The organism is Limnochorda sp. (assembly GCF_047459355.1).
In the GTDB taxonomy this organism is placed as follows: domain Bacteria; phylum Bacillota; class Limnochordia; order Limnochordales; family Limnochordaceae; genus Limnochorda.
In genome coordinates this window covers 21567-42083 of the sequence record NZ_VSCV01000015.1, presented here as the reverse complement: position 1 = coordinate 42083, position 20517 = coordinate 21567, and the positions used below count along the sequence as shown (strand labels likewise).

The following is a 20517-nucleotide window of genomic DNA, read 5'->3' as shown; positions in this document are numbered from 1 at the left end:
GTGCCGTCCAGCCCGGTCCTGCCAGCGGCCTCCAGGCTCCAACGCTCTTCAGGCTACAGGTGTCGGTCGAGAAGGACCTGCTCCCGGAGGCGGTTCAGGCCTTGCTTGATGGCCCGCGCCCGGACCTCGCCGATCCCTTCCACATCGTCCAGCTCTTCGATGGACGCGTTCAAGATGCTCGGCAGGGTTTGGAAGACGCTGACCAGGTTCTCGATGACGGGCATGGGGACCCGGGGGATCTTCCGGACCACCCGGTAACCCCGGGGGGTGACGGGCTGATCGAGGGAGGCGGCTCCGGAGGTGCCGTAGCCCAGGAGCCGGGCCATCAGGCTGTGGTCCAGCAGCTCATCGGCGTCCAGGTTCAGCATGGCCTCCCAGACCTTGGCCGCCTCTTCCGCATCCCCCGACTTCACCAAGTAGTCCCGCACAATCATGGGCCCTTCGTCTTTGGCATCCACCATCAGCTCTTCCAGCTGCATCTTGACCAGGCGACCTTCGGTCCCCAGCTCGGCCACGTACCGTTCGATCTCCCGGCCGATCCGGGCCACCATCTGGGCCCGCTGGATGCACGTGGTCACGTCGTAGAGGGTGGCCAAGTCCTCGAACTCCACCGCACTCAGGTTGTTGAGGGCTTGATCGAGAACGGAGCGGTACTTGTCGAGGGTGGCGAGGGCTTGGTTGGCCTTGGCCAGCAGGACGCCGATGTCCCGCACCACGTACTTGAGATCGCCTTTGTAGAGGGTGATGACGCTCCGGCGCTGGGAGATGGCGATCACCAAGGCACCGGTCTGGCGGGCGACCCGCTCCGCCGTCCGGTGCCGGGTCCCCGTCTCAAATGAGGGGATCATGGGGTCGGGGACCAGCTGGGTGTTGGCGTACAGGATGCGGCGGGCGTCACCGGAGAGGACGATGGCTCCGTCCATCTTGGCCAGCTCGTACAGGGCCGAAGGATGCAGGGGCGCATCAATGCGGAAGCCCCCGTTGACCAGGGAGAGGACCTCATCGCTGTCCGCCAGGACCAGCAAGGCACCCGTCCGCGCCCGCAGGATGTGTTCCAGCGCCTCGTGCAGTTCGGTGCCCGGAGCCACCATGCGGAGAACCTGGAGCAGCTGGTCGTCCCCCCGGGCCTTTCCATCGGCCGCCGCCAAGAGACTCCCCCCGTTCGTTCCCTCAGTGCGATTATAGCATCGGCCATTTCCGGCGACTAGTGGAGCCCAGGCCCTCCGGAAGCCCAGGCCATCGGGGCCCAGGATGCCCAAAAGGCGGAGCCCGGCGTTCTGGCGCCGGGCTCCCCTCGGTCACGGCTCGACGGGAGCGGCCACCTCCTTCTTCCTGAAGCGCATGCTCCCGTCGACCGCGTCCACCACGATCACATCGCCCTCATGGAAGGCACCCCGGAGCATCTCGTCGGAGAGGGGGTTCTCCACCAGCCGCTGGATGGCCCGCCGCAGCGGCCGGGCGCCGTAATCGGGCTCGAACCCCTCCTTGGTGATGAGCTCCTTGGCCGCCTCGGTGAACTCGATCTCGAAGCCCCGCTCCCGCAGCTGGGCCTTCACGTCCCGGAGCATGATCTCCACGATGGCGTTCAGCTGCTCCTGGTTAAGCGCGTGGAAGACGATCACCTCATCGATCCGGTTGAGGAACTCGGGCCGGAAGGTCCGCTTCAACTCGTCCATGACCGTCTTCCGCATCACCTCGTAGCTCTCCCGCTCATCCTTCTGAACGGTGAAGCCGATGCCGCTCCCCCGCTGGATCTCATGGGCGCCCACGTTGGACGTCATGATGAGCAGGGTGTTGCGGAAGTCGACGGTCCGGCCCTTGCTGTCCGTCAGACGGCCGTCTTCCAGCACCTGGAGCAGGATGTTGAAGACCTCGGGGTGGGCCTTCTCGATCTCATCGAGGAGGACCACCGAGTAGGGCCGCCGGCGCACCCGCTCGGTCAGCTGGCCGCCCTCCTCATAGCCCACATAGCCCGGCGGCGCGCCGATTAGCCGGGAGACGGTGTGCCGCTCCATGTACTCGGACATGTCGATGCGGATCATGGCGTCCTCGTCGCCGAAGAGGGCCTCGGCCAAGGCCCGAGCCAGCTCCGTCTTGCCCACACCCGTCGGCCCCAGGAAGATGAAGGAACCGATGGGCCGGCGGGGGTCCTTCAAGCCGGCAAAGGCCCGCCGGATCGCCCGGGAGACGGCGCCGATGGCCTCCTCCTGGCCGATGACCCGCTGGCGGAGGATCGCCTCCAGGTGGAGGAGCCGCTCCGTCTCCGCCTGCTGGAGCTTGTTGACGGGAATCCCCGTCCAAGCCGAGACCACCTCGGCGATGTCCTCCGCGTCCACCGTGGCCTCGGTGCGGGAGCGGTCGTTCTTCCACTGGGCCCGCTTCCGCTCCAGCTCCTCCCGCATCTTCTGCTCCTTGTCCCGGAGGCTGGCCGCCTTCTCGAACTCCTCGTTCTTGATGGCCGCCTCCTTCTCCACCCGGGTCTCCTCGATCTCTTCCTCCAGCTGCTTCAGCTCGGGCGGCTGGATCAGCCCCTGGAGGCGGACCTTGGACGCGGCCTCGTCGATCAGGTCGATGGCCTTGTCGGGCAGGAACCGGTCGCTCACGTACCGGTCCGAGAGCCTGGCCGCCGCCTGCAGGGCTTCGTCGGTGATCTTCACCCGGTGGTGCGCCTCGTACCGGTCCCGCAAGCCCTCGAGGATGGCGATGGTCTCCTCCACCGTGGGCTCCTCCACCATCACCGGTTGGAACCGGCGCTCCAGCGCCGGGTCCTTCTCCACGTGCTTCCGGTACTCATCCAAGGTGGTGGCGCCGATCGCCTGCAGTTCACCCCGGGCCAGGGCGGGCTTGAGGATGTTGGAAGCGTCGATGGCGCCCTCGGCCGCCCCCGCCCCGATGATGGTGTGCATTTCGTCGATGAAGAGGATGACATCCCCCGAGGTGCGGATCTCGTCCATCACCTTCTTGAGGCGCTCCTCGAACTCACCCCGGAACTTGGACCCGGCCACCAAAGCGCCCAAATCGAGGGTAACGACCCGCTTCCCCAACAGGGTCTCGGGCACATCGCCGTTGACGATCATCTGGGCCAGCCCTTCGGCGATGGCCGTCTTGCCCACGCCCGGCTCGCCAATGAGGACCGGGTTGTTCTTGGTCCGGCGGGAGAGGACCTGGATCACCCGCTGGATCTCCTTCTCCCGGCCGATGACCGGATCCAGCTTCCCTTCCCGGGCCAGCTCGGTCAGATCCCGGCCGTACTGGTCCAAGGTCGGGGTCTTGCGGGAGCGGGCCGACTTGCCCGGGCCGCCGCTGCCCCCGCCGCCCAGGAGCTCCACCACCTGCTTGCGCACACCCTCCAGGTCGGCGCCCATGTTCCGCAGGACCTGGGCAGCCACCCCTTCCCCTTCCCGGATGAGCCCTAGGAGGATGTGCTCGGTGCCGATGTAGGTGTGGCCCAGCTGGCGGGCCTCATCGAAGGCCAGCTCGAGCACCCGCTTGGCCCGGGGGGTGAAGCCGATCTGGCCCGTCGGTGGGCTCTCACCCCGGCCGATCACCTTCTCCACCTCAGCCCGGACCCCGTTGAGGCTGATGCCCAGTTGCTGGAGAGCTCGGGCGGCAACCCCTTCACCTTCGGCGACGAGACCGAGGAGGATGTGCTCCGTGCCGACCACGTTGTGGCCCAGCCGCCGCGCCTCCTCTTGCGAGAGCACGACCACCTTCTGCGCCCGTTCGGTGAACCGTCCAAACATCCTGGAAGCACCTTCCTTCACACGCTCTCCCTTGATATTCTAACGCTGAACCTTGAACCGTTCCCGGATCAAGGTCGCCCGCTGGAGATCCCGTTCCGACGCCGACAGCTCCCGGCCCACCAAGCGCTGCAGGTGCGCCGGACGAATGCGGACCATAAGCTCCTGCAGGATGGTCTCAGGGATGCCGCTGATCAGTCCCAGATCAATCCCCAGCCGCACATCGGACAGGAGGCGGAGGGCCTCCTTGGTCGAAAGGGACCGGGCGTGGGTGACGATGCCGAAGGAGCGGTAGATGGCATCCTCCAGCTCGATGCGCTGGCGGTTAAGAAGCGCCTCCCGAGCCTGCCGCTCCTGCTGGATCACCTGGCGGGCGACGGTGGCCAAGTGGGTGGTGATCTCCTCCTCCGAGCGCCCCAGGCTCACCTGGTTCGAGAGCTGGAAGAGGTTTCCCCAGGCCTCGGTCCCCTCGCCGTAGATCCCCCGCACGGTCAGGCCCAGCTGGGCCACCGCGCTGATCAACGCCCGGATCTGGCCGGCCCGGGCCAGGGCCGGCAGGTGGAGCATCACCGACGCCCGCAGGCCCGTGCCCACATTGGTGGGCCACGCCGTCAAGTACCCGACCGCGTCGGAGAAAGCGTAGACCAGCCGAGCATCCAGGGCATCGTCCACTTGGTTGGCCATCTCCCAGGCCTCCTGGGGTTGGAACCCGGGCAGGAGGACCTGAATCCGGAGATGGTCCTCCTCGTTGACCATGATGCTGACCCGCTCGTCATCCCGCAGGGCCACGCCGTGCCCGGCCCCCGTCTGGGCGTGCTGCGGGCTGATCAGGTGGCGCTCGACCAGCAACTGCTTCGTTAGGGGGGACAGGGCGTCCATGGTGAAGAAGTGGAGCCGGCCCAATCTCGGCGTCCGCCCGTCCCCCTGGGCGGCGTGGGTGATCGCCTCCCGGACTTGGTCCACCACCTGCCCCAGCTGGGTCCGGGTGGCCACCCCCGGGAAGGGAATCTCGTGCAGGTTTCGCGCCAGGCGAACCCGGGTTCCCACCACGATATCGTTGGCCGGGGCGTCGCCCACCATCCACTGGGCCACCGGATGCTTGAGGATCTCATCGAGTGCCATGGCCTCTCCCCCTTGGACGCGGCGGCCGTCACGAGGCGCCCAGCTGCTCCTCCAGGGCCCGGATCCGGTCCCGGAGCACCGCCGCCTCCTCGTACGCCTCCCGCTGGATGGCCGCGTTCAGCTGCTCCCGCAGCTGCTTCAGATCCCGGCGGAGGAGGACCGTCTCGTTCCCCCGGCTCGGCACCTTGCCCCGGTGCCGGGTGGCGCCGTGGATCCGCTGGAGCGCCGGCAGGAGCTGCCGGTGGAACTGCTGGTAGCAGTGGCTGCACCCCAGGTGGCCCAGCCGGCGGAAGTCATCCAGGCTCAGCCCGCAGCGCTGGCACCGTTCCACCCGCTCGACGCCTGCCAACCCTCCCGAGGCGCCGGGCCCGAAGAGGGTCTCGGGGTCGAAGAGCCCCTTGAGGAACGATTGGAGCCCGAAGGGGGCGACCCCCTCACTCTCGCTCCGCTTCTGGGCGCAGCGCTCGCACAGGTGGGCCTCACTCCGCTCCCCGTTGACCACATGGGTGATGTGGACCGTCGCTTCCCGCTCATGGCAGTCTTCACACAGCATGACCCCACCCCCTCCGCCAGAGCTGCCCAGGGCTCCCTGAGCCTGACCCCTACTGGAGCAAGACCATGAGGATGGACCGCAGGACCCGGGCCCGAACCCGGTCCGCCATCCGTCCTTCCAGGTCTCCAGTAGCTTGGTCCAAGGCAGTCCGGACCAGGACCCCTTGCCGGGGCTCCAACCACCCGTCAGCCTCCAGGACCCGGACCAGCTCCTCCGCGTACTCGGCCTCCACCTCGGAGCCGATGGCCCTCCAGGGCGGCCAGGCCTTGATGGGCTCGGATCCCTCCTGCCACGGCCCCAGCCAGGTGATCCGGATGTAGCCCCCGCCGCCCCGGCGGCTCTCCACCCGGTACCCCCGTTCGGGGGTGAACCGGGTCTCCAGGACGTAGTTGATCTGAGAGGGCACACAGGCGAACAGACGGGCCAGTTCACGGCGCTGGATCTCGATGATGCCGTTGGAAGCTGCCAGCAGCCGCTTCAGGTGTGCCTCGATTTGTTCTGCCAGCGTTGCCATCTCCGACCCCCGTACTGACCTTTCCTGACCTTCCATGCCTATTATAGCACGGGCCCGGCCCGGTCAAGCCCCCATATGGAAAAAAGCCCGGGCGGCCACCGCCCGGGCCCATGAAGGCTGGCCTTCAGCGCTTCCGACTGGTGGAGTGCCCCGCAAAGAGACGGGCTTCGGGGTCGACGAAGATCTTGGCGTTGTTGACCGCCGTCGCCGCTTCACCGAACCCGGTGGCAATCAGCTTCACCTTGCCGGGGTACGAGACCAGATCGCCGGCCGCGAAGATCCCCGGGATGGAGGTGGCCATCCGGGTGTCGACGACGATGCCCTGGTCGTCCATCGCCAGGCCCCACGTCCGGATGGGGCCCAGGTCCATCTCGAAGCCGATACTGACCACCACGTGGTCCAGCTCCAGCTCCTCTTCCTCGTCCGTCTGGTTGTGGAAGATGGTGGCCCCGGTCACTCGGCCGTCCCCGTGGAGCGCCCGGAGCTCATAGGGCGTCATCACCCGGACCCGCGACGCCTTCAGGCGCTTCACGCTGCTCTCATGGGCCCGGAAGCCGTGCCGGCGGTGGATCAAGACCACCTCCCGGGCCACGGGCTCCAACATGAGGGCCCAGTCGACGGCCGAATCGCCCCCGCCGACGACCAGAACCCGAGCCCCCTGGTAGCTCTCGAGGGAGTCCACCTGGTAGGCCAGTCCCCGCCCTTCCAGCGCCTCAGCGCCGGGCACCCGGAGCTTCCGCGGGGTCATGGCCCCGACGCCTGCGGCCACCAGCACCGACCGGGAGAAGTGGACCCCCTTGGTGGTCTCCAGGCGGAAGACGCCGTCCGCCTCCTGGGTGATGTGGAGCACCTCTTCCCCCAAGCAGACGGTGGGGTTCCGCTGGAGGGCCTGCTCCACCAGCCGGGCCACCAGGTCCTTGGCGAGCACCTCCGGGAAGCCGGCCACGTCATAGATGGTCTTCTCCGGATAGAGCGCGGCGGGCTGGCCCCCCAACTGGTTCAAACTTTCGATGATCTTGCAGGACATATCCCGCTCGCCCGCGTAGTAGGCCGCGAAGAGCCCGGTGGGGCCGCCGCCGATGATGGTAATGTCGTACACCCGCTCGTCCGTCCCCGATCCCCCATCCCCGAGGGAGCGCTCCAGTCTGTCCAAGACGTTTGTCACCCCGCTGAGGCCATCTGCCCAGCCTGCCGGCTGGACGGCGCGGATTCGACGGGCTCGCCGATGCCACGCGCTCGCTCATTATAACAAAGTCGATTCCGGGTTCCAATCGTCAGCCTTGGGCCACCTCGGCCCGGCGCCGGCGGCGCCAGGCGAGCCGGGCGACCAGGTGGCCCACCTCGTAGAGGACCACCATGGGGATGGCCAGGAGCAGCTGGGAGAAGGGATCGGTTCCCGGTGTCAGGAAGGCGGCCAGGATGAAGACCAGCAGGATAGCGTACCGCCGGTTGTGGGCGAGGAAACCGGGGCTGAGGAGGCCGACCCGGGCCATGAAGTAGACGATCACCGGGAACTGGAAGAGGAACCCGAAGGGCAGGGTCAGGTACAGGACAAAGTTGACGAAGCTGCTGGTGGAGATCATCGCCTCCAGCTCCGGGCTGGCAAAGCTCAAGAAAAAGGCAAGGGTGGTGGGCAGGACCAGGAAGAAGGCGAAGGCCGCCCCACCGGCAAAGAGGAGGCTGGCCAGGGGGACCACCCAGTAGATCATCCGGGAGCCGCCCCGGGCCCGGTCCCGGACCAGCTGCCAGATCTGCCAGAGGAAGACGGGGTAGGTGCCGATGGCGGCCAGCCCCAGGGCCAGCTTGAACTGGCTGACCAGGGCCTCAGCCGGCGAGAGGAAGACCAGCGAGCTGAGGCGGGGCTGGACGGCCAGCAGCTCCTCAAGGAAGCGTTCCCCCGCGAAGAAGGCGACCATGACCAGGGTGAGGAAGGTGCCCACGATGATGAGCAGCCGCCGCCGGGCCCGGGCCATGAACCGCTCCAGGGCGGCCAGGGCCGCCTGAAGCTCCCCACCGCCCCCGCTCCGATCCTGGCTCTCGTGCTGTTCCTGCTCCAGCTCCGTCACCGCTCGCGCCTCCCACCCGCAACCAGTTCATCGATGGCCTCCAAGACCCGCTCCACCTCGTCCTCGGTATTGAAGAGGTGGACGGAGAGCCGGACCGCCTCGGGCCGGGGCACCCACCGCCCCACCACCCGATACCGCTCGGTCAGGAGCCGGGCCGCCTCCGGGGCGGGCACGCCCCGGAGCTTAAAGGTGACCAGCCCCGCGGAGCGGTCGGCCTCCAGGGGCGTGATCAGCTCCACCCCGGGTCGGGCGGCCAACCCCTCCTTCAGCCGGGTCGCCAGGGAGGCGACCCGCTCCCAAACGGCCGTCGCCCCCACCTGGTCCAGGATGGCCACCGACGCCCGCAGCCCCTCGAAGAGGGGCAGGCTCATGGTGGCCAGCTCGTACCGCCGGGCCGACGGCTTGAGCCGGTAGGCCAGGGGATGGGCGGGACCGTCGCCGTGGTCCACCGACGCCCAGGCGAGGCTGGTGGGGGCCACCCATTCCTGGGCCCGGGGGGTGATGGCCAGCACCCCCGTCCCTTCCGGGCCGAGGAGCCACTTCTGGCCGGGCACGGCATAGGCGTCCGCGCCCAGGGCCTCCAGATTGACGGGAAGAACGCCCGCCGACTGGGCGCCGTCCACCAGGAGGAGGGCCCCGTGCTGTTGGACCATCTCGGCCGCGGCCTCCACCGGCAGCCGGGCGCCGGTGCTGTAGGAGACGTGGCTCATGCAGACCAGACGGGTCCGGGGCGTGAGGGCCTCCCGCAGCTCATCGACCGTCAGGCACACCCCGTCCCGGGGCCGGAGCAGCCGGACCCGCACCCCCGCCCGGTCCCGCAGGTAGGCGAAGGGGAGGATCCCCGAGGCGTGCTCCAGCTCGGAGGTGATCACCTCATCGCCCGGTCGCCAGGGCAGGCCGGCCACCACCTTGGCGATCCCGTCGCTGGTGCTCTGGGTCAAGCTGAGCCGCTCCGGGCTGGTGCCCAGGAACCGGGCCAACTCCTGCCGGATCGTCTCCAGCCGGGCTTCGCCAGCCCGCACCGTCGCCTCCCGGCCCGGGCCGGCCTCGCTCATGGCCCGGGCGGCTTGGGCTTCCGCCTCCAAGGCAGGCTCCGGCACCGGGCCTGAGGTGCCCGTGTTCATGTAGATCCACTGCCGGGTGACCGGCAGCTGACGGCGCAGGGCCTCCACCCACTGGGCCATGATCGTCCTCCCCCCTCCAGCCTTCTGGTTCTGGTGGGAGCGGCCGCCGCGTAGGATGACGCACACCGCCCACTCCAGCCCGGGAGGCGAGAACCGGTGCCCAGGCTCCGCCCCATTCTGGTCATCCCCGGATGGACCCTGCTCCTGCTCCTGGGGACCCTCGGGGCGGCCGGACTCTTCCTCATCGACGCCGGCGCCCTTCCCCCGCCGGAGCCCCGCCCGGTCCCCTTCCGGGTCCTCATTGACCCAGGCCACGGCGGCATCGACTCGGGCTGCCACTGGGGCGACCTCCTGGAGAAGGAGATCACCCTGGACCTGGCTTTAGAGCTGAAGAACCGGCTGGAGGCCCAACAGGTCCCCGCCCTCCTGGGCCGGGCCACCGATCGGGACCTGGACCCCCTGGAGCCGACGGTCCGGGGGCGCCACCTGCGGGACCTTCAAGCCCGGGTGAAGCTGGCCCGGGAGGTGGGCGCCGCCATCCTGGTCAGCCTCCACGTCAACGCGGCCAGCTCCGACCACCTGTCGGGCGCTATGGTCTTCTACCAGCCCCACCTGCCCGAGAGCCGCCGCCTGGCCGCCCACATCCAGGCTGAGCTGGAGCGGGTCCTCCCGGGCAACCAGAACGGCATCCTCCCGGGCGACTTCTACCTGCTCCGCCACGTCCCCTACCCGACGGTGCTGGTGGAGGCTGGCTTCCTCACCTCCAGCACGGACCGGGAGCAGCTGGCCAGTCCCGGCGGGCGCCAGGCCATCGCCGAGGCGATTGCGGCCGGCATTGTGGCCTACCACGCCGGCCGCGCCACGCCTCCGGTCCTGGAGCGGCCCACCCTGACCGCCGCCGCCGAATGGCGCCGACCGCCGGACCATGGGGAGGAGGGCCGCTGCAGCCCCTAGCCCGCGAGGAAGAGGCCCTCCCGGGGCGTCACCGGCGGTGTGATCTTCAGCGCCCGGGCCATGAGCTGGAGATGGTCTTCCAGCTCCCGGGTGGACAGGAAGTGCTCCCGCACGTGCTCCCGCCCCCGGGCGCCCATCTGGCTCGCCTCATCGGGGTGCTCCAAGAGCCACCGGGTCCGCTCGGCGCAGGCTTCCACCGAATCGACCAGGAAGCCGTTCTGGCCATCCTGAATCTGCAGGGGGATGCCGCCCGTCTCTCCCCCCACCACCGGCCGGCCCTTCCAGAGCCCCTCGGTCACCGTCAGGCCGAAGCCCTCCCGGAGGGACTTCTGGATGATCACGTCCGAGGCCCGCTGGAAGGCGTTCACCTCCCGGTCGTGGACCCCGTGCAGGTTGGCCAGGACGAAGATATCCCCGTCTTCACCCGCCCGCCGCAGGGTCCGGTCGTAGAAGGTCCAGCCTTCCGGGTCGTCGGTGGCCATGGAACCCACCAGGAGCAACTGGACCCCCGGGATGGCCTCCTTGACCAGCCGGTAGGCGTCGATGACGCCCAGGGGATCCTTCCACGGGTCGAACCGGGAGATCTGGGTGATGAGGGGCCGGTTCCGGTCGATCCCAAAGCGCTCCAGTACCGCCTCCACTTCCGCCGGCTCCAGATCCCGGTTCTTCTCGCTCAAGGGGTTGATGGACGGAGGGATGATGGCGATCAGGGGCAGGGTCAGGTCCCGCTGGACGTACTGGGCCAGGCTGAAAATGGCCCCGTCGTAGGCCGCCACGTACGGCCGGATCCACGCCCACACATCGGGATTGGGCGTGGACAGGTCAATGTGGCACCGCCAGATCCACGGCGCCTTTCGCTCGCCGACGAGGCTGGCCAGGGCCGCCGGCTGGGGGTCGTGGATGATGACCAGATCGTAACGATCCCAATCGAACCGGCTGTTGGCCAGGTTGACCTCCCGGTAGATCGCCTGCATGGCCGGGTCGATGGCCACGTCTGCGCCCTGGAGCCCGTTGTGGGCCGTCTTGGTCACATTGAAGAAGGCATCGGTCCCTTCCAGCACCCACCACTCGGTGGGGATCCCGAGGCCGTTCATCAGGCCCACCAGCGGGTACAACAGCTCCACAACCCCTCCGCCGTAGGCGGTCGCGTTGACGTGCACGACCCGCAGCCCTTCCAGGGGACGGGCTAGAGCGCGAATCCGCTCCACCGCCGCCTCACCGGCGAGGGACGCGTAGGCCTCCACCTGCAAGGTGGGAACCGTCACCTGCTTCATCGCTGTCCTCCTTCGGGCGGTCCGATTGGCGCGCAGCGCCGGGGGGAAACCCTGTGACGATCCCACCGCCCAGACCGCTCTTCGCCGTAGAGGCCCCGCTTCCTCCGCTCCGCCGCTCGAGGCCCGGCCGGGTGCTTCCTCCGGCTCCGGTCAGGCCTCCCCCGGGCCCGGTGGGCGGGAGGCCTCCACCGGCTCCTCGTCGCCGGCCCCGTCGGGCTCCTGGGCAGCGGCCGCCTGGTCGGCCCCTCCCACCACCCCGTCCCAGACCCCGCCGTCCAGGTCCACGGGTCCGTTGGGGTACCAGACGCCGTCGCCTCCCGGGACCCCGGGGAAGATTCCCTTCTCCCGTTCTCGGGCGGGCCGGCGGACCCCCTCCGCGGGGATGACCGTGGGCTGGGCGGCCCACCGCTGGAAGCCCTGGAGGAGGAAGGCGTCCGGTTCCGGCTCGGTCCGGACGGGGAGCTCCAGCGCTTCCGCCAGGACCTGGTCGAACCCGCCCAGACGGGCGCCGCCCCCGACCAGGACCACGCCCCGCTCCACCAGGTCGGCGGCCACCTCCGCGCTGCACCCTTCCACCAGGCGGCCGAAGGCGGCCGCGATCTGGTGGATCTGCTCCATCACCCGAGCCCGGAAGACCTCGGGGTCCACCTGGATCCGGGCGGGAAGGCCCGTCTTCAGATTTTTCCCGGCCACAGGAATGGGATCCACCTCCGACCCCTCGGGCGGGCGGAGGTGGCCCAAGCGGAACTTGGCCTCCTCGGCCATCAAGGGGCTCAGTTCCACGCCCATCTGGGTCAGGGCCCACGCCCGGACCGTCTCGTCCAGGGCCCGGCCGCCCACCGGGATCACCCGGGCGGCCACCACGGCGTCCCGGACCAGGACCGCCAGCTCCGTCGACTCGCCCCCCACGTTGATCACCGCCGCCACCCCACCCGGCTCGTCCAGATCCCCCGCGCCCAAGGCGATGACGAAGGGCTCTGCGGTGAGATAGACCCGGCCCGCCCCCAGGTTCCGCAGGACCTTGACCGCCGCCTGCCGCTCGGCCGGACTGCTGGCCATGGAGAGGGTGACCCACACGTGGCGGCGGCGCCAGCCGCCGTGGAGGCGCTCGCCGATCAAGCTCCGGAGGAGTTGCTCGAGGAGATCCGCGTCCTCCAGCCGGCCGTCCCGGTACGGCCGGGCCAGCCGGAAGCTGGGAGGCAGCCGCCCGATCAGGTGGCGGACGGCGTCCCCGGCCGCGTACGGCGCGGCCAGCCCCCGCCGGAGGATGAGGAGGCTCGCCTCCGACCGGAAGGCGGGATCTCCTGCGGCCGCAAAGAGGGTGGTCGTCGCCCCCAGATCGAGAAAGTAATCCCTACGCCACCAGCGTCGCATCCGTCCCAAGACACCCACCCCTTGCCAACCCGAGCCGCCCTTTGCCCGCGCGCTCCAAAGCTTCACGAACCGACCCGCACGTCCATCTCCACCGGAAGGTCGGGCGTCTGGTGGACCATCCGGCCATTCCACACCGTCCCCCGGACGTGCAGCTCCCCCCACGCCTCCAAGGGCAGCCGGACCAGGTCATGGCTCAAGATGACCAGATCGGCCACCTTCCCCGGCTCCAGGCTCCCTTTCACCCGCTCTTCGCCCGAAGCGTACGCGGCCCCCGTGGTGTACCCTTCCAAGGCCTCGTGCAGGGTGAGCCGTTCCCGGGCCTCGTGCGCCTCCAGGGGCTCGTCCGCCTGGTGGGGCAGCCGCCGGGTGAGGGCCGCATACACGCCCAGGAGCGGATCGGGGCTCTCCACCGGAGCGTCGGAACCGAAGGCGAGCCGGGCTCCCGCGGCCCGCAGCGAGCGCCAGGCATGGGCCCACTGGGCCCGCTCGGGCCCCCAGTGGCGCCGGACCAGCTCCCGATCGTAAGGCCCGTGGATGGGCTGGACGGAGGCGACCACCCCCAACTGCCCAAACCGGACCCGATCCTTGGGATCGACCAGCTGCGCGTGCTCAATCCGGTGGCGCAAGCCCCGGCGCCGGCTCTGAAAGACCCACGGCTCCAGGGCGTCGAGGGCCATCCGGTTGGCCCGGTCGCCGATGGCATGAATGGCTACCGCCAAGCCTGCCTGGGTGGCCTGAGCCACCACCTCGTGCAGCTCCTCGGGCTCGATGGTCACCACGCCCCGGTAGCCGTCGGCCTCCCGGCCCACGTAGGGCTCCAGCATAGCGGCCGTTTGGGCCCCCAGGGTGCCGTCGCTGAAGATCTTCAGCGGCCCAAGGCGGAGGAGGTCGTTGCCGAAGCCATCCTGCAGCCCAAGCTGGACCGCCGCCTCCAGGAGCTGGACGGGGAGCATGAAGGTGACCCGGAGGGCCAACTCCCCGGCCTGGGCCAGGCTCTGGAGGAGCCGGAAAGCCCCAGCGCCCTCGGGCACGTGGACCCCAGTGATGCCCAGGGCATGGAGGCGCTCCTGGGCCCGCAAGACCAGCTCCCGCAGGACGGCCGGCTCCGGCTCCTGGACCGCCGCCCACACCCGTTCCGCGGCCCGTTCCTTGAGGATGCCCGTGGGCCGGCCTGCGGCGTCCCGCTCCACCACCCCGCCCGGCAGGTCCCCCGCCCCATCGCCGAAACCCGCCTGCTGGAGGGCCAGACTGTTCACCCAGACCTGGTGGCCGTCCTTGCTCCCCAAGGCGACGGGGTGCTCGGGGGCCACCTGATCCAAGGCAGCGGCGGTCGGGGCCTCGCCCGTCCACCCATTGAGGTCGAAGCCCCCGCCCAGCACCCACGCGCCCGGGGGCAGCTCAGCCACCTGGGCCCGGACCCGCTCCAAGGCCTCGGTGAGGTGGCGGACCCCCCGGAGATCGACCTGGTGCGCCCGCTGGGCGAACGCGGTGAGGTGGATATGGGCATCGGTGAACCCGGGCAGGACCGAGCCGCCCTGGGCATCGACCCGCAGGACCGACCGCCCCAAGAGACGGCGCATGGCCTCTTCAGGGCCCACACCCACCACCCGGCCCGCCCGCAGGGCCACCGCCGCGCCGGGAAGGGTCCCCAGGGGGCTCATGGTGTGAACCCGGCCGTTGACGATGAGGATCTCCTGCAATCGGTTCGCGCCTCCTGCTGGGAAGAGTTCCCGCCCGTCGCGAGCCCTTCCTCCCAAATGATGGATTCGGCACCATCCCCGCTCCGTTCAGGGGCCAGCTTCGGCGTCCAGGGTTTCCCGCTCGGGATCCCTGGGCAGGCCCGCCGGGAAGGGGCTGGGCAGAGGAAGGGCCCGGGTCCAGGGCGAACCAGGAGCCGGGAAGAGAGCCAACGGGAAAGGCGGTGGGGCGATGGTGAGCCCAGACCGGTGGCAGGCCATCTACCAGGAGGCGCTGGCCGTCATCCCTGAGAAGATTGGAGCCGTCCGAGGTGTGGCCCTGGCCTTCCACACGGTGGTGGACGGCCTCCATCGGGCCCGGCCCCAGGAGCTGGCGCACCTGCTGGCCACGGACCCGACATGGCAGGAGGCGGCCGCCCGCGGCCTTGAGCACGCGCCCGGAGAGCTCCGCTCCCCGGCCGATCTCTTCGCGGCCATCGCCTGGTCCGTCAGCCGGAGCACCGCCCTAGAACGGGTCATCACCGACGAAACCACCTTCCACTGGCTCATGGAGCACTTCCCCGTGGACCAGCCGACGGTGGGAGGGAACTCGGGGAACATGGCCCTCGCCCTGGCCGATTTGGGCCTGCCCCGGGTCTTGGTGTTCACCCCTCCCCTCCACCCCCAACTGGCCCAGCTCCTGGCCCAGGCGCCCCAGATCCTGGTCCTGGCCCCTGAGGGACCCGTTCCCATCTCGGAGGCGCCCACGCCCGCCCGGGAAGGAGCCCTCCACTGGATCTTCGAGTACCCGAAGGGGATGGCCCTCCCCCTGCCCGGCCGCACCCTGACCACCACCCGGGCCAACCGGTTCATCGCCGCCTGGAACCCGGGGAACCACCGCCTGGGCGAGGGGACCCAGTGGCTGCGGGCCTTTGCCCCCTACGCCCGGGAGTTCAGCCACCTGATCCTCTCGGGCTTCCAGCTCCTCTCCGAGACCTATCCCGACGGGAGCCGCTTCGACACCTGGGCCGGTCCCCTCTTGGAAGGGCTGGCCACGGTCCGCGCGGAGGCGCCCGGCCTCCTCATCCACTACGAGTGGGCCTCCATGGCCTCGCCCCAGATCCGGACGTACCTCCTCCAGCACCTCCTGCCCCAGGTGCAGAGCCTCGGCCTCAACGAGGCGGAGCTGGGGCTGATGGCCCACGACCTGGGCCATCCCGACTGGCCGGCACGGCCCGGGCCCCGCTGGATGCTGGAGACCCTCCACCTCCTCCACCAAAGGACAGGCCTTCAGCGGATCCAGCTGCACATGCCCGGCCTCTACCTGACCTCCACCACCCGCCCCGAAAGGGCCCTCCTGGAGCGGCTGGCCCTGGCCTACACGGCCCTGGCCGCCGCCGCCCGCTCCGCCCGGGGGCGGGCCACACCCGCCGCCCTCGCCGACCACCTGGCCACCCCCTTGGCGTCCACCGGGCTGGAGCTGCTGCAGGCGTTGAGTGAGCTTCCCGGGGTGACGGGGAGCCTGGACGGCCCAGGACTCCAGTGGCAGGGGCTGACCTTGGTGGGCATGCCCACCCGCTGGGTGGACCGCCCGCTGTGGACGGTGGGCCTGGGGGATCTCATCTCAGCCATCCCCTTCACCCTCTGGACCCCCGCCTGACGGGGGCAGGGGGGTACCGGGCGGGGGCGTTGCCGCCGACGAGGGAGGGCCAGCCCCCGCCGTCAGCCCGGGGAAGGCGTCGCGGCACGCCGCCTCGAACCGGGCCAGCCGTTCGGGGATGGACCAGCGCCCCTTCTGCCAGAGGATGTTGGGGACCATCTGGTTGAACTGGTCGAGGGCTCGGTTGCGGGCCTCCATCAGCTCCCGGACCTGGGCGACGGCGTGTCCGTGGGCCCGACGGGCCAGCTCCAGGCGGGCCCGGGCCTGCTCCCGGCTTGAGGCCGTCCCTTGGGCCGCCAGGCGCTCCTGGGCCTCCCGCTCCCGGGCTAGCCAGGCCAGGTGTTCTTCCATCACCTGGCCGATCCGCTCCTCCAGCTCGGCCAGGGTCTGGCTCCGTTGGATCCAGGCCGGGGCCAACCCCGCGTCGTGCAGGATCTTGTAAGGAACCCGCAGCCGGGCCGGCACGAAGGGGTACTCTTTCAGCTGGAGGGGCTTTCCCCGGCCTGGAAGGTTGTCAAAACGGCCTTCTTTCATGGCCTCTTCGATCCGGGCTTCGGCCACCAGGGCCACCCAATCGACCTCCGATTCCCCGGGAAAGGGGAAGGGACCCCAACCCACCAGCCATCCCTCCTTTGCCCAGCCCGGACCCAGCCCGGCGGGCGGCGCCCCCTCTCCGAGGATCCTGCGGCCCCCTGGCAGCCATTGCCACCCCGCGGCACCAGGAGGCGGTCCCTTGGAGGCCGAAGGCTCTGGAAACCTTCGAGGAGGCCCGGCCATGAGCCCGCACCCGACCGACAACCTGATGGGCCAGTTTCCCAGAAACCAGTACATCCTCCGGCTGCTCCGCTCCTTTCAGGCCCTGGGGGTCCGCCTGCGGCCGGGCCAGGTCCGGGAGCAGTGGCTCTACCATCCGGAGGAGCGGATTCTCGATGTCTGGACCCCCGATCTGAGCCGCCAATCCCTCTCCTTCCTGGTGGTCATTCTTGCCCACGAGCTGGGCCATGTCCTCGATTTTGACGAAAAGCCCCAGGAGCTGGAGCGGATCCGCCACCACCACTGGTCCCAGGTGCCCTGGGAGATCGAGCGCTCCGCCTTCGTGCGGGGCTTCCGGATCCTCCAGGCCCTCCAGATCCCCGTCTCTCTGGAGGCCTACCTTCAGATGATCGAAGAACCCATGGCCACCCAGGTGGGGGCCGCCCTCCGGGCCGGCGAGGGCGAGGCCTTCCCCCCGGGCCTGGGGCTGCCGGGCCTCGCCCTGCCCCGGACGACCCGCGCCGCCGGATGAGGCCCCGGCCCGTCCCTCTCCCAGCCTTTTGCCACCATCTTCTCTCTTCTCGGACCTGTATGCTATACTGGCGGCGCAAGACGCCCAAGCCCGTGGCGAGGAGGGAAGGCGTGAGGAGGGCCCAACTCCCTCAGACCCGAAGGACGGCCCGGGGCGTTTGGCAAGGCTGGCTGGCCGCCCTCCTGGCCCTGGCTCTGGTCGGGCTGGGCGGGGTGGGCCGGGTGAGCGCCCAAGCCCCCGACCCGTTCACCCTGGACCCAGGCGAGGCCTACCAGATTCTGGAGCAACTCATCGAGCGGCGGCCTCTCGATCAAGGAGGGGTTCGCTTCCAGGTGGATGGGCACGTCTCCCTGGTGGGTCTCCGGGCGCCCTTCGTGGCCACGGTGGAGCAGCAAGGCCCGCGGGCGGTGGTCAGCGTGGAGAAGGCGCCCGCCTTCGTTCCCCGGGAGATTGAGACGGTCCTCCGCGACGCCCGGACCTACCTGGCCGACTTCGATTTCAACTTTGTGGGCGTGGAGCTCCTCGAGGGGGAACCCCAAGCCCTGTTCCAAGGCACCCTGAAAGAAGGAGCCTCCGGCGCCCAGAAGGGCTCCATCTGGATCTCGCTGAAGACAGGGGAGTTGCGGCGCATCGCCCTCACCTACTGGTGGGGGAGCATCGACTCCACCCTGGAGTACGGCTTGGAGCTGGGACACCAGGTGGTCCGCAACCAAGAGATCCGGGTCTCCCCGTGGGGCCTCACCCTCACCCTGCGCTACCACGGCTTCTCCTGGTCGGACGCTCCTTGACCCCGAGGCCTGCGCCCCTCGCCAGCCTTCATCTCCGCCCCGCCCCGACCGATAGCTAAGGCGGCGACCATCGACCGGTGCGCCTGGGCGCGCATCGGGAAGGAGGCATGGATCATGGCGGTCTTGGCAGCATCCACCGCCCGCGGCCGGGGCAAGGCTGCAGCGCTCCTCGCCGCGGCGGGCATGGTCCTCCTGGTCCTGACCGCGGCCGGATCGGTTGGGGCCCAGGGGCTCCTCACCGGTGGGGGCGGGCCCATGGTAGAGCTCCTCCTCATCGACCCGGCGGAATTGGGCCTCCCCGCCCTCCCCGAGATGCTGGTGCTCCAGGGTGGGGGCGGCTTCGGCCGACACCAGGCCTGGCGGGTGGGCGGGTACGGTGCGGCGGGCCAGACGGCCCCGACGGGGGACGGCCCCAGCTTCAGCCTCAGCTACGGCGGCATCCACGCCGCGTACCTGCCCGGGGCCCAGGGGGCCTTCCCGGCGGTCACCCCACGGACCAGCCTCGGCGTCCTCTTCGGTCTCGGGATGGCCTCCCTGCAGCACGGGTCCCAGCCCGAGCGGCTCGCCTTCCTCCTCTTCCGGCCGGAGGCGGCCATCGAGTTCGGGCTGGGCCAGCTGGGGACGGCCCAGGTTGGGGTCACCTACACCTTCCCCATCCCCATGGGGAGCAGCGCCGCGCTGGGTGATCTGAGGGCCATCCAGCGGCCAGGTTTCCGCATCGGCCTCATCTTCGGCGGCTTCTAGGCCCCAACCGTGCTAGCCCCCTGCCCCCGGCGTATGCTGGACCATGGCCGGCAACACCACCAGGGGCAGGGAGATCATGGGGGCCGCCCTCCGGGTAGGGGCCGCCTTCGCCGGCACGGTGGTCGGCGCGGGCTTCGCGTCGGGGCAGGAGATCCTCCAGTTCTTCGGGCTCTACGGGCTGCAGGCCGGCTGGGGGGTGGGTTTGGCCGGGGCCCTTCTCGCGGGCTATGGCTACCTGATCCTGCGGGCGGGCGCCCGCTTCCAGGCCCGCTCCCACCGGGAGCTCCTGACGGGGCTCGCCACCCCCCCGCTGGCCGCCCTCCTCGATGGGCTCCTGCTCCTCTTCCTCTTGGGCGGCCTGGCAGCCATGGCGGCCGGCGCGGGGGCCGTCGCCCGAGAGCAGCTGGGGCTACCCGCCCCGGCGGGCTCTGCCCTCTTGGTGGCCGGGGCGGCGACGGCGGTCCTCTTCGGCCTCGACGGGGTGGTCCGGACCATCGCGGCGGTGGTCCCCTGGTTGCTGGGCGCCGTGCTCCTGGTGGCCCTCGGCAACCTGGCCACCCACCCCCTGGATCCGGGGTGGGCCCCACCCGCCCCCGCGGTGCTCCCGGCTTGGCCTCTCGCCGCCGTGGCGTACGGATCGTACAACCTGATCCTCGCGGTGGGGGTGCTGGGGCCCCTGGGGCGGGCCAGCCCCCGCCAGGCCCTGCTGCCGGGGGCCCTCGTGGGGGCCGCCATCCTGGCCAGCGGGGCCCTGGCCATCCACTTCAGCCTCTTCACCTTGGAACCCCAGGTGCTCCAGGAGACAGAGCTGCCCATGGTCCTCCTGGCCACCCGGCTGGCCCCGGGGCTGGGCCCCGCCTACAGCCTGGTCCTCTTGGCCGAGATCTTCACCACCGCGGTGGCCAATCTCTTTGGGCTGGTGGCCCGGCTGGACCGCTCCCCCTTCCCACGCCCGGCCCCTCCCCGCGGTCCGGCCCGCGGGGCCGTCTCTCGGTGGAGGACCACCACCCTGGCCGTCAGCGTCCTGGCTTGGCTGATGGCCCAGGTGGGCCTGGCGGCCCTGGTCCGGAACCTCTACACCCTGATGGGCGTGGCGGGCGTGACGCTCCTGGCCGCCTTGAGCCGGCAGGCCCTGGGCGAGCTGCGCCGTTAGGTTCCCTCAGCCTGGGCACCGGGCCTTGGTGTGGGGGAAACAAAAGGCGCCTTCCGGCGGGAAGGCGCCCTGCATGGTGGAAACGGAAGCGGCAAGCCCTCCGTTCCCGAGAAGGGTTCCTCACTTGAAGAAGTTGGCGTTCTTCTCGATGAAGTGGGCCCACTCCTCGGGGACCTCGTCCTCGGGGAAGATGGCTTCCACCGGGCACTCGGGCTCGCAGGCGCCGCAGTCGATGCACTCCTCAGGGTCGATGTAGTACTGATCCGGGCCCTCGTGGATGCAGTCGACCGGGCAAACCTCCACACACGCCGCATCCTTCACATCAATGCACGGTTCGGTGATGACAAAGGCCACAGCGAACCCCCCCTTCCAGGAACCAAGCTACCCCTTCCGAACTCCCAGGTTCTGCGACCCTGGTTGCACTCCTTCTTTCTCTCCAGGGCAGCCCGGTTTCATGCCGTCCTCAACCCGGGACGGAACTGGGGTCTTC

19 protein-coding genes are annotated in these 20517 nt (G+C 70.0%); 6 read left to right on the top strand and 13 right to left on the bottom strand.

What is annotated here, in order from left to right; all coding sequences use genetic code 11:
* Positions 1-53: 53 nt before the first annotated feature.
* From disA to FWJ67_RS06845, 8 genes are all read right to left on the bottom strand, one after another.
* Positions 54-1148 carry a DNA integrity scanning diadenylate cyclase DisA gene (gene disA / locus FWJ67_RS06880; protein ID WP_304173658.1) on the bottom strand — a complete coding sequence of 365 codons (1095 nt, stop codon included), beginning with the start codon at positions 1146-1148 and terminating at the stop codon, positions 54-56.
* A gap of 150 nt (positions 1149-1298) precedes the next feature.
* Complete coding sequence (locus FWJ67_RS06875) at positions 1299-3743, bottom strand: ATP-dependent Clp protease ATP-binding subunit (protein WP_304173660.1); 2445 nt, start codon at positions 3741-3743, stop codon at positions 1299-1301.
* Positions 3744-3782: 39 nt separating this feature from the next.
* Entirely contained in the window at positions 3783-4862 is a 1080-nt protein-coding gene (locus FWJ67_RS06870; RefSeq protein ID WP_304173661.1) for a protein arginine kinase, read from the bottom strand.
* A 28-nt stretch (positions 4863-4890) separates the two neighbouring features.
* Complete coding sequence (locus FWJ67_RS06865; protein WP_304173663.1) at positions 4891-5415, bottom strand: UvrB/UvrC motif-containing protein; 525 nt, start codon at positions 5413-5415, stop codon at positions 4891-4893.
* Positions 5416-5464: 49 nt separating this feature from the next.
* On the bottom strand, positions 5465-5929 hold the full coding sequence (locus FWJ67_RS06860; RefSeq protein WP_304173665.1) for a CtsR family transcriptional regulator: 465 nt from the start codon (positions 5927-5929) through the stop codon (positions 5465-5467).
* A 124-nt stretch (positions 5930-6053) separates the two neighbouring features.
* Positions 6054-7082 carry an NAD(P)/FAD-dependent oxidoreductase gene (locus FWJ67_RS06855; RefSeq protein ID WP_304173667.1) on the bottom strand — a complete coding sequence of 343 codons (1029 nt, stop codon included), beginning with the start codon at positions 7080-7082 and terminating at the stop codon, positions 6054-6056.
* A 121-nt stretch (positions 7083-7203) separates the two neighbouring features.
* Positions 7204-7995: a twin-arginine translocase subunit TatC gene (gene tatC / locus FWJ67_RS06850; RefSeq protein WP_304173669.1), complete on the bottom strand. Its 792-nt coding sequence runs from the start codon at positions 7993-7995 to the stop codon at positions 7204-7206.
* The gene (locus FWJ67_RS06845; protein WP_304173671.1) at positions 7992-9179 is read right to left on the bottom strand and encodes an aminotransferase class V-fold PLP-dependent enzyme; all 1188 of its coding nucleotides are present in this window, start codon (positions 9177-9179) and stop codon (positions 7992-7994) included. Before FWJ67_RS06845 ends, tatC begins: the two co-directional genes overlap by 4 nt.
* 96 nt (positions 9180-9275) lie before the next feature.
* Between FWJ67_RS06845 and FWJ67_RS06840 the strand changes: the two genes are divergently transcribed.
* Positions 9276-10073: an N-acetylmuramoyl-L-alanine amidase gene (locus FWJ67_RS06840; RefSeq protein WP_304173674.1), complete on the top strand. Its 798-nt coding sequence runs from the start codon at positions 9276-9278 to the stop codon at positions 10071-10073.
* Here FWJ67_RS06840 and FWJ67_RS06835 read toward each other — a convergent pair.
* From FWJ67_RS06835 to FWJ67_RS06825, 3 genes are all read right to left on the bottom strand, one after another.
* Entirely contained in the window at positions 10070-11347 is a 1278-nt protein-coding gene (locus tag FWJ67_RS06835; RefSeq protein WP_414481704.1) for a glycosyltransferase, read from the bottom strand. The two genes, FWJ67_RS06840 and FWJ67_RS06835, sit on opposite strands and share 4 nt — an antisense overlap.
* Positions 11348-11497: 150 nt before the next feature.
* Positions 11498-12721: a rod shape-determining protein gene (locus tag FWJ67_RS06830; RefSeq protein WP_304173743.1), complete on the bottom strand. Its 1224-nt coding sequence runs from the start codon at positions 12719-12721 to the stop codon at positions 11498-11500.
* A gap of 62 nt (positions 12722-12783) precedes the next feature.
* Positions 12784-14421 (bottom strand): amidohydrolase, encoded by a 1638-nt coding sequence (locus FWJ67_RS06825; protein ID WP_304173678.1) that lies wholly within the window; start codon positions 14419-14421, stop codon positions 12784-12786.
* A 229-nt stretch (positions 14422-14650) separates the two neighbouring features.
* Here FWJ67_RS06825 and FWJ67_RS06820 point away from each other — a divergent pair, with 229 nt between their 5' ends.
* On the top strand, positions 14651-16057 hold the full coding sequence (locus tag FWJ67_RS06820) for an ADP-dependent glucokinase/phosphofructokinase (RefSeq protein ID WP_304173680.1): 1407 nt from the start codon (positions 14651-14653) through the stop codon (positions 16055-16057).
* On the opposite strand, the gene FWJ67_RS06815 is transcribed toward FWJ67_RS06820, so the two are convergent.
* Positions 16022-16675, bottom strand: coding sequence for a DUF1992 domain-containing protein (locus tag FWJ67_RS06815; protein WP_304173682.1), 654 nt, complete (start codon positions 16673-16675; stop codon positions 16022-16024). The two genes, FWJ67_RS06820 and FWJ67_RS06815, sit on opposite strands and share 36 nt — an antisense overlap.
* A 157-nt stretch (positions 16676-16832) precedes the next feature.
* On the opposite strand from FWJ67_RS06815, the gene FWJ67_RS06810 reads away from it, so the two are divergent.
* The 4 genes from FWJ67_RS06810 to FWJ67_RS06795 all read left to right on the top strand — a co-directional run bounded on the left by FWJ67_RS06810 (position 16833) and on the right by FWJ67_RS06795 (position 20027).
* Complete coding sequence (locus FWJ67_RS06810) at positions 16833-17342, top strand: hypothetical protein (protein WP_304173684.1); 510 nt, start codon at positions 16833-16835, stop codon at positions 17340-17342.
* 110 nt (positions 17343-17452) lie between these two features.
* A complete protein-coding gene (locus FWJ67_RS06805; protein ID WP_304173686.1) occupies positions 17453-18130 on the top strand; it encodes a hypothetical protein in 678 nt (225 codons plus the stop codon).
* 114 nt (positions 18131-18244) lie between these two features.
* On the top strand, positions 18245-18874 hold the full coding sequence (locus FWJ67_RS06800) for a hypothetical protein (RefSeq protein ID WP_414481705.1): 630 nt from the start codon (positions 18245-18247) through the stop codon (positions 18872-18874).
* A 76-nt stretch (positions 18875-18950) separates the two neighbouring features.
* Positions 18951-20027: a hypothetical protein gene (locus FWJ67_RS06795; RefSeq protein WP_414481706.1), complete on the top strand. Its 1077-nt coding sequence runs from the start codon at positions 18951-18953 to the stop codon at positions 20025-20027.
* 120 nt (positions 20028-20147) lie between these two features.
* On the opposite strand, the gene FWJ67_RS06790 is transcribed toward FWJ67_RS06795, so the two are convergent.
* Entirely contained in the window at positions 20148-20381 is a 234-nt protein-coding gene (locus FWJ67_RS06790) for an indolepyruvate ferredoxin oxidoreductase subunit alpha (RefSeq protein ID WP_304173692.1), read from the bottom strand.
* Positions 20382-20517: the final 136 nt, after the last annotated feature.

Bases quoted from the DNA above. Each gene is read 5' to 3' on its own strand.
- FWJ67_RS06875 (WP_304173660.1), bottom strand. From the start codon at position 3,743: ATGTTTGGACGGTTCACCGAACGGGCGCAGAAGGTGGTCGTGCTCTCG.
- FWJ67_RS06870 (WP_304173661.1), bottom strand. From the start codon at position 4,862: ATGGCACTCGATGAGATCCTCAAGCATCCGGTGGCCCAGTGGATGGTG.
- FWJ67_RS06865 (WP_304173663.1), bottom strand. From the start codon at position 5,415: ATGCTGTGTGAAGACTGCCATGAGCGGGAAGCGACGGTCCACATCACC.
- FWJ67_RS06860 (WP_304173665.1), bottom strand. From the start codon at position 5,929: ATGGCAACGCTGGCAGAACAAATCGAGGCACACCTGAAGCGGCTGCTG.
- FWJ67_RS06845 (WP_304173671.1), bottom strand. From the start codon at position 9,179: ATGGCCCAGTGGGTGGAGGCCCTGCGCCGTCAGCTGCCGGTCACCCGG.
- FWJ67_RS06835 (WP_414481704.1), bottom strand. From the start codon at position 11,347: ATGAAGCAGGTGACGGTTCCCACCTTGCAGGTGGAGGCCTACGCGTCC.
- FWJ67_RS06830 (WP_304173743.1), bottom strand. From the start codon at position 12,721: ATGCGACGCTGGTGGCGTAGGGATTACTTTCTCGATCTGGGGGCGACG.
- FWJ67_RS06820 (WP_304173680.1), top strand. From the start codon at position 14,651: ATGGTGAGCCCAGACCGGTGGCAGGCCATCTACCAGGAGGCGCTGGCC.
- FWJ67_RS06810 (WP_304173684.1), top strand. From the start codon at position 16,833: ATGAGCCCGCACCCGACCGACAACCTGATGGGCCAGTTTCCCAGAAAC.
- FWJ67_RS06800 (WP_414481705.1), top strand. From the start codon at position 18,245: ATGGCGGTCTTGGCAGCATCCACCGCCCGCGGCCGGGGCAAGGCTGCA.
- FWJ67_RS06795 (WP_414481706.1), top strand. From the start codon at position 18,951: ATGGGGGCCGCCCTCCGGGTAGGGGCCGCCTTCGCCGGCACGGTGGTC.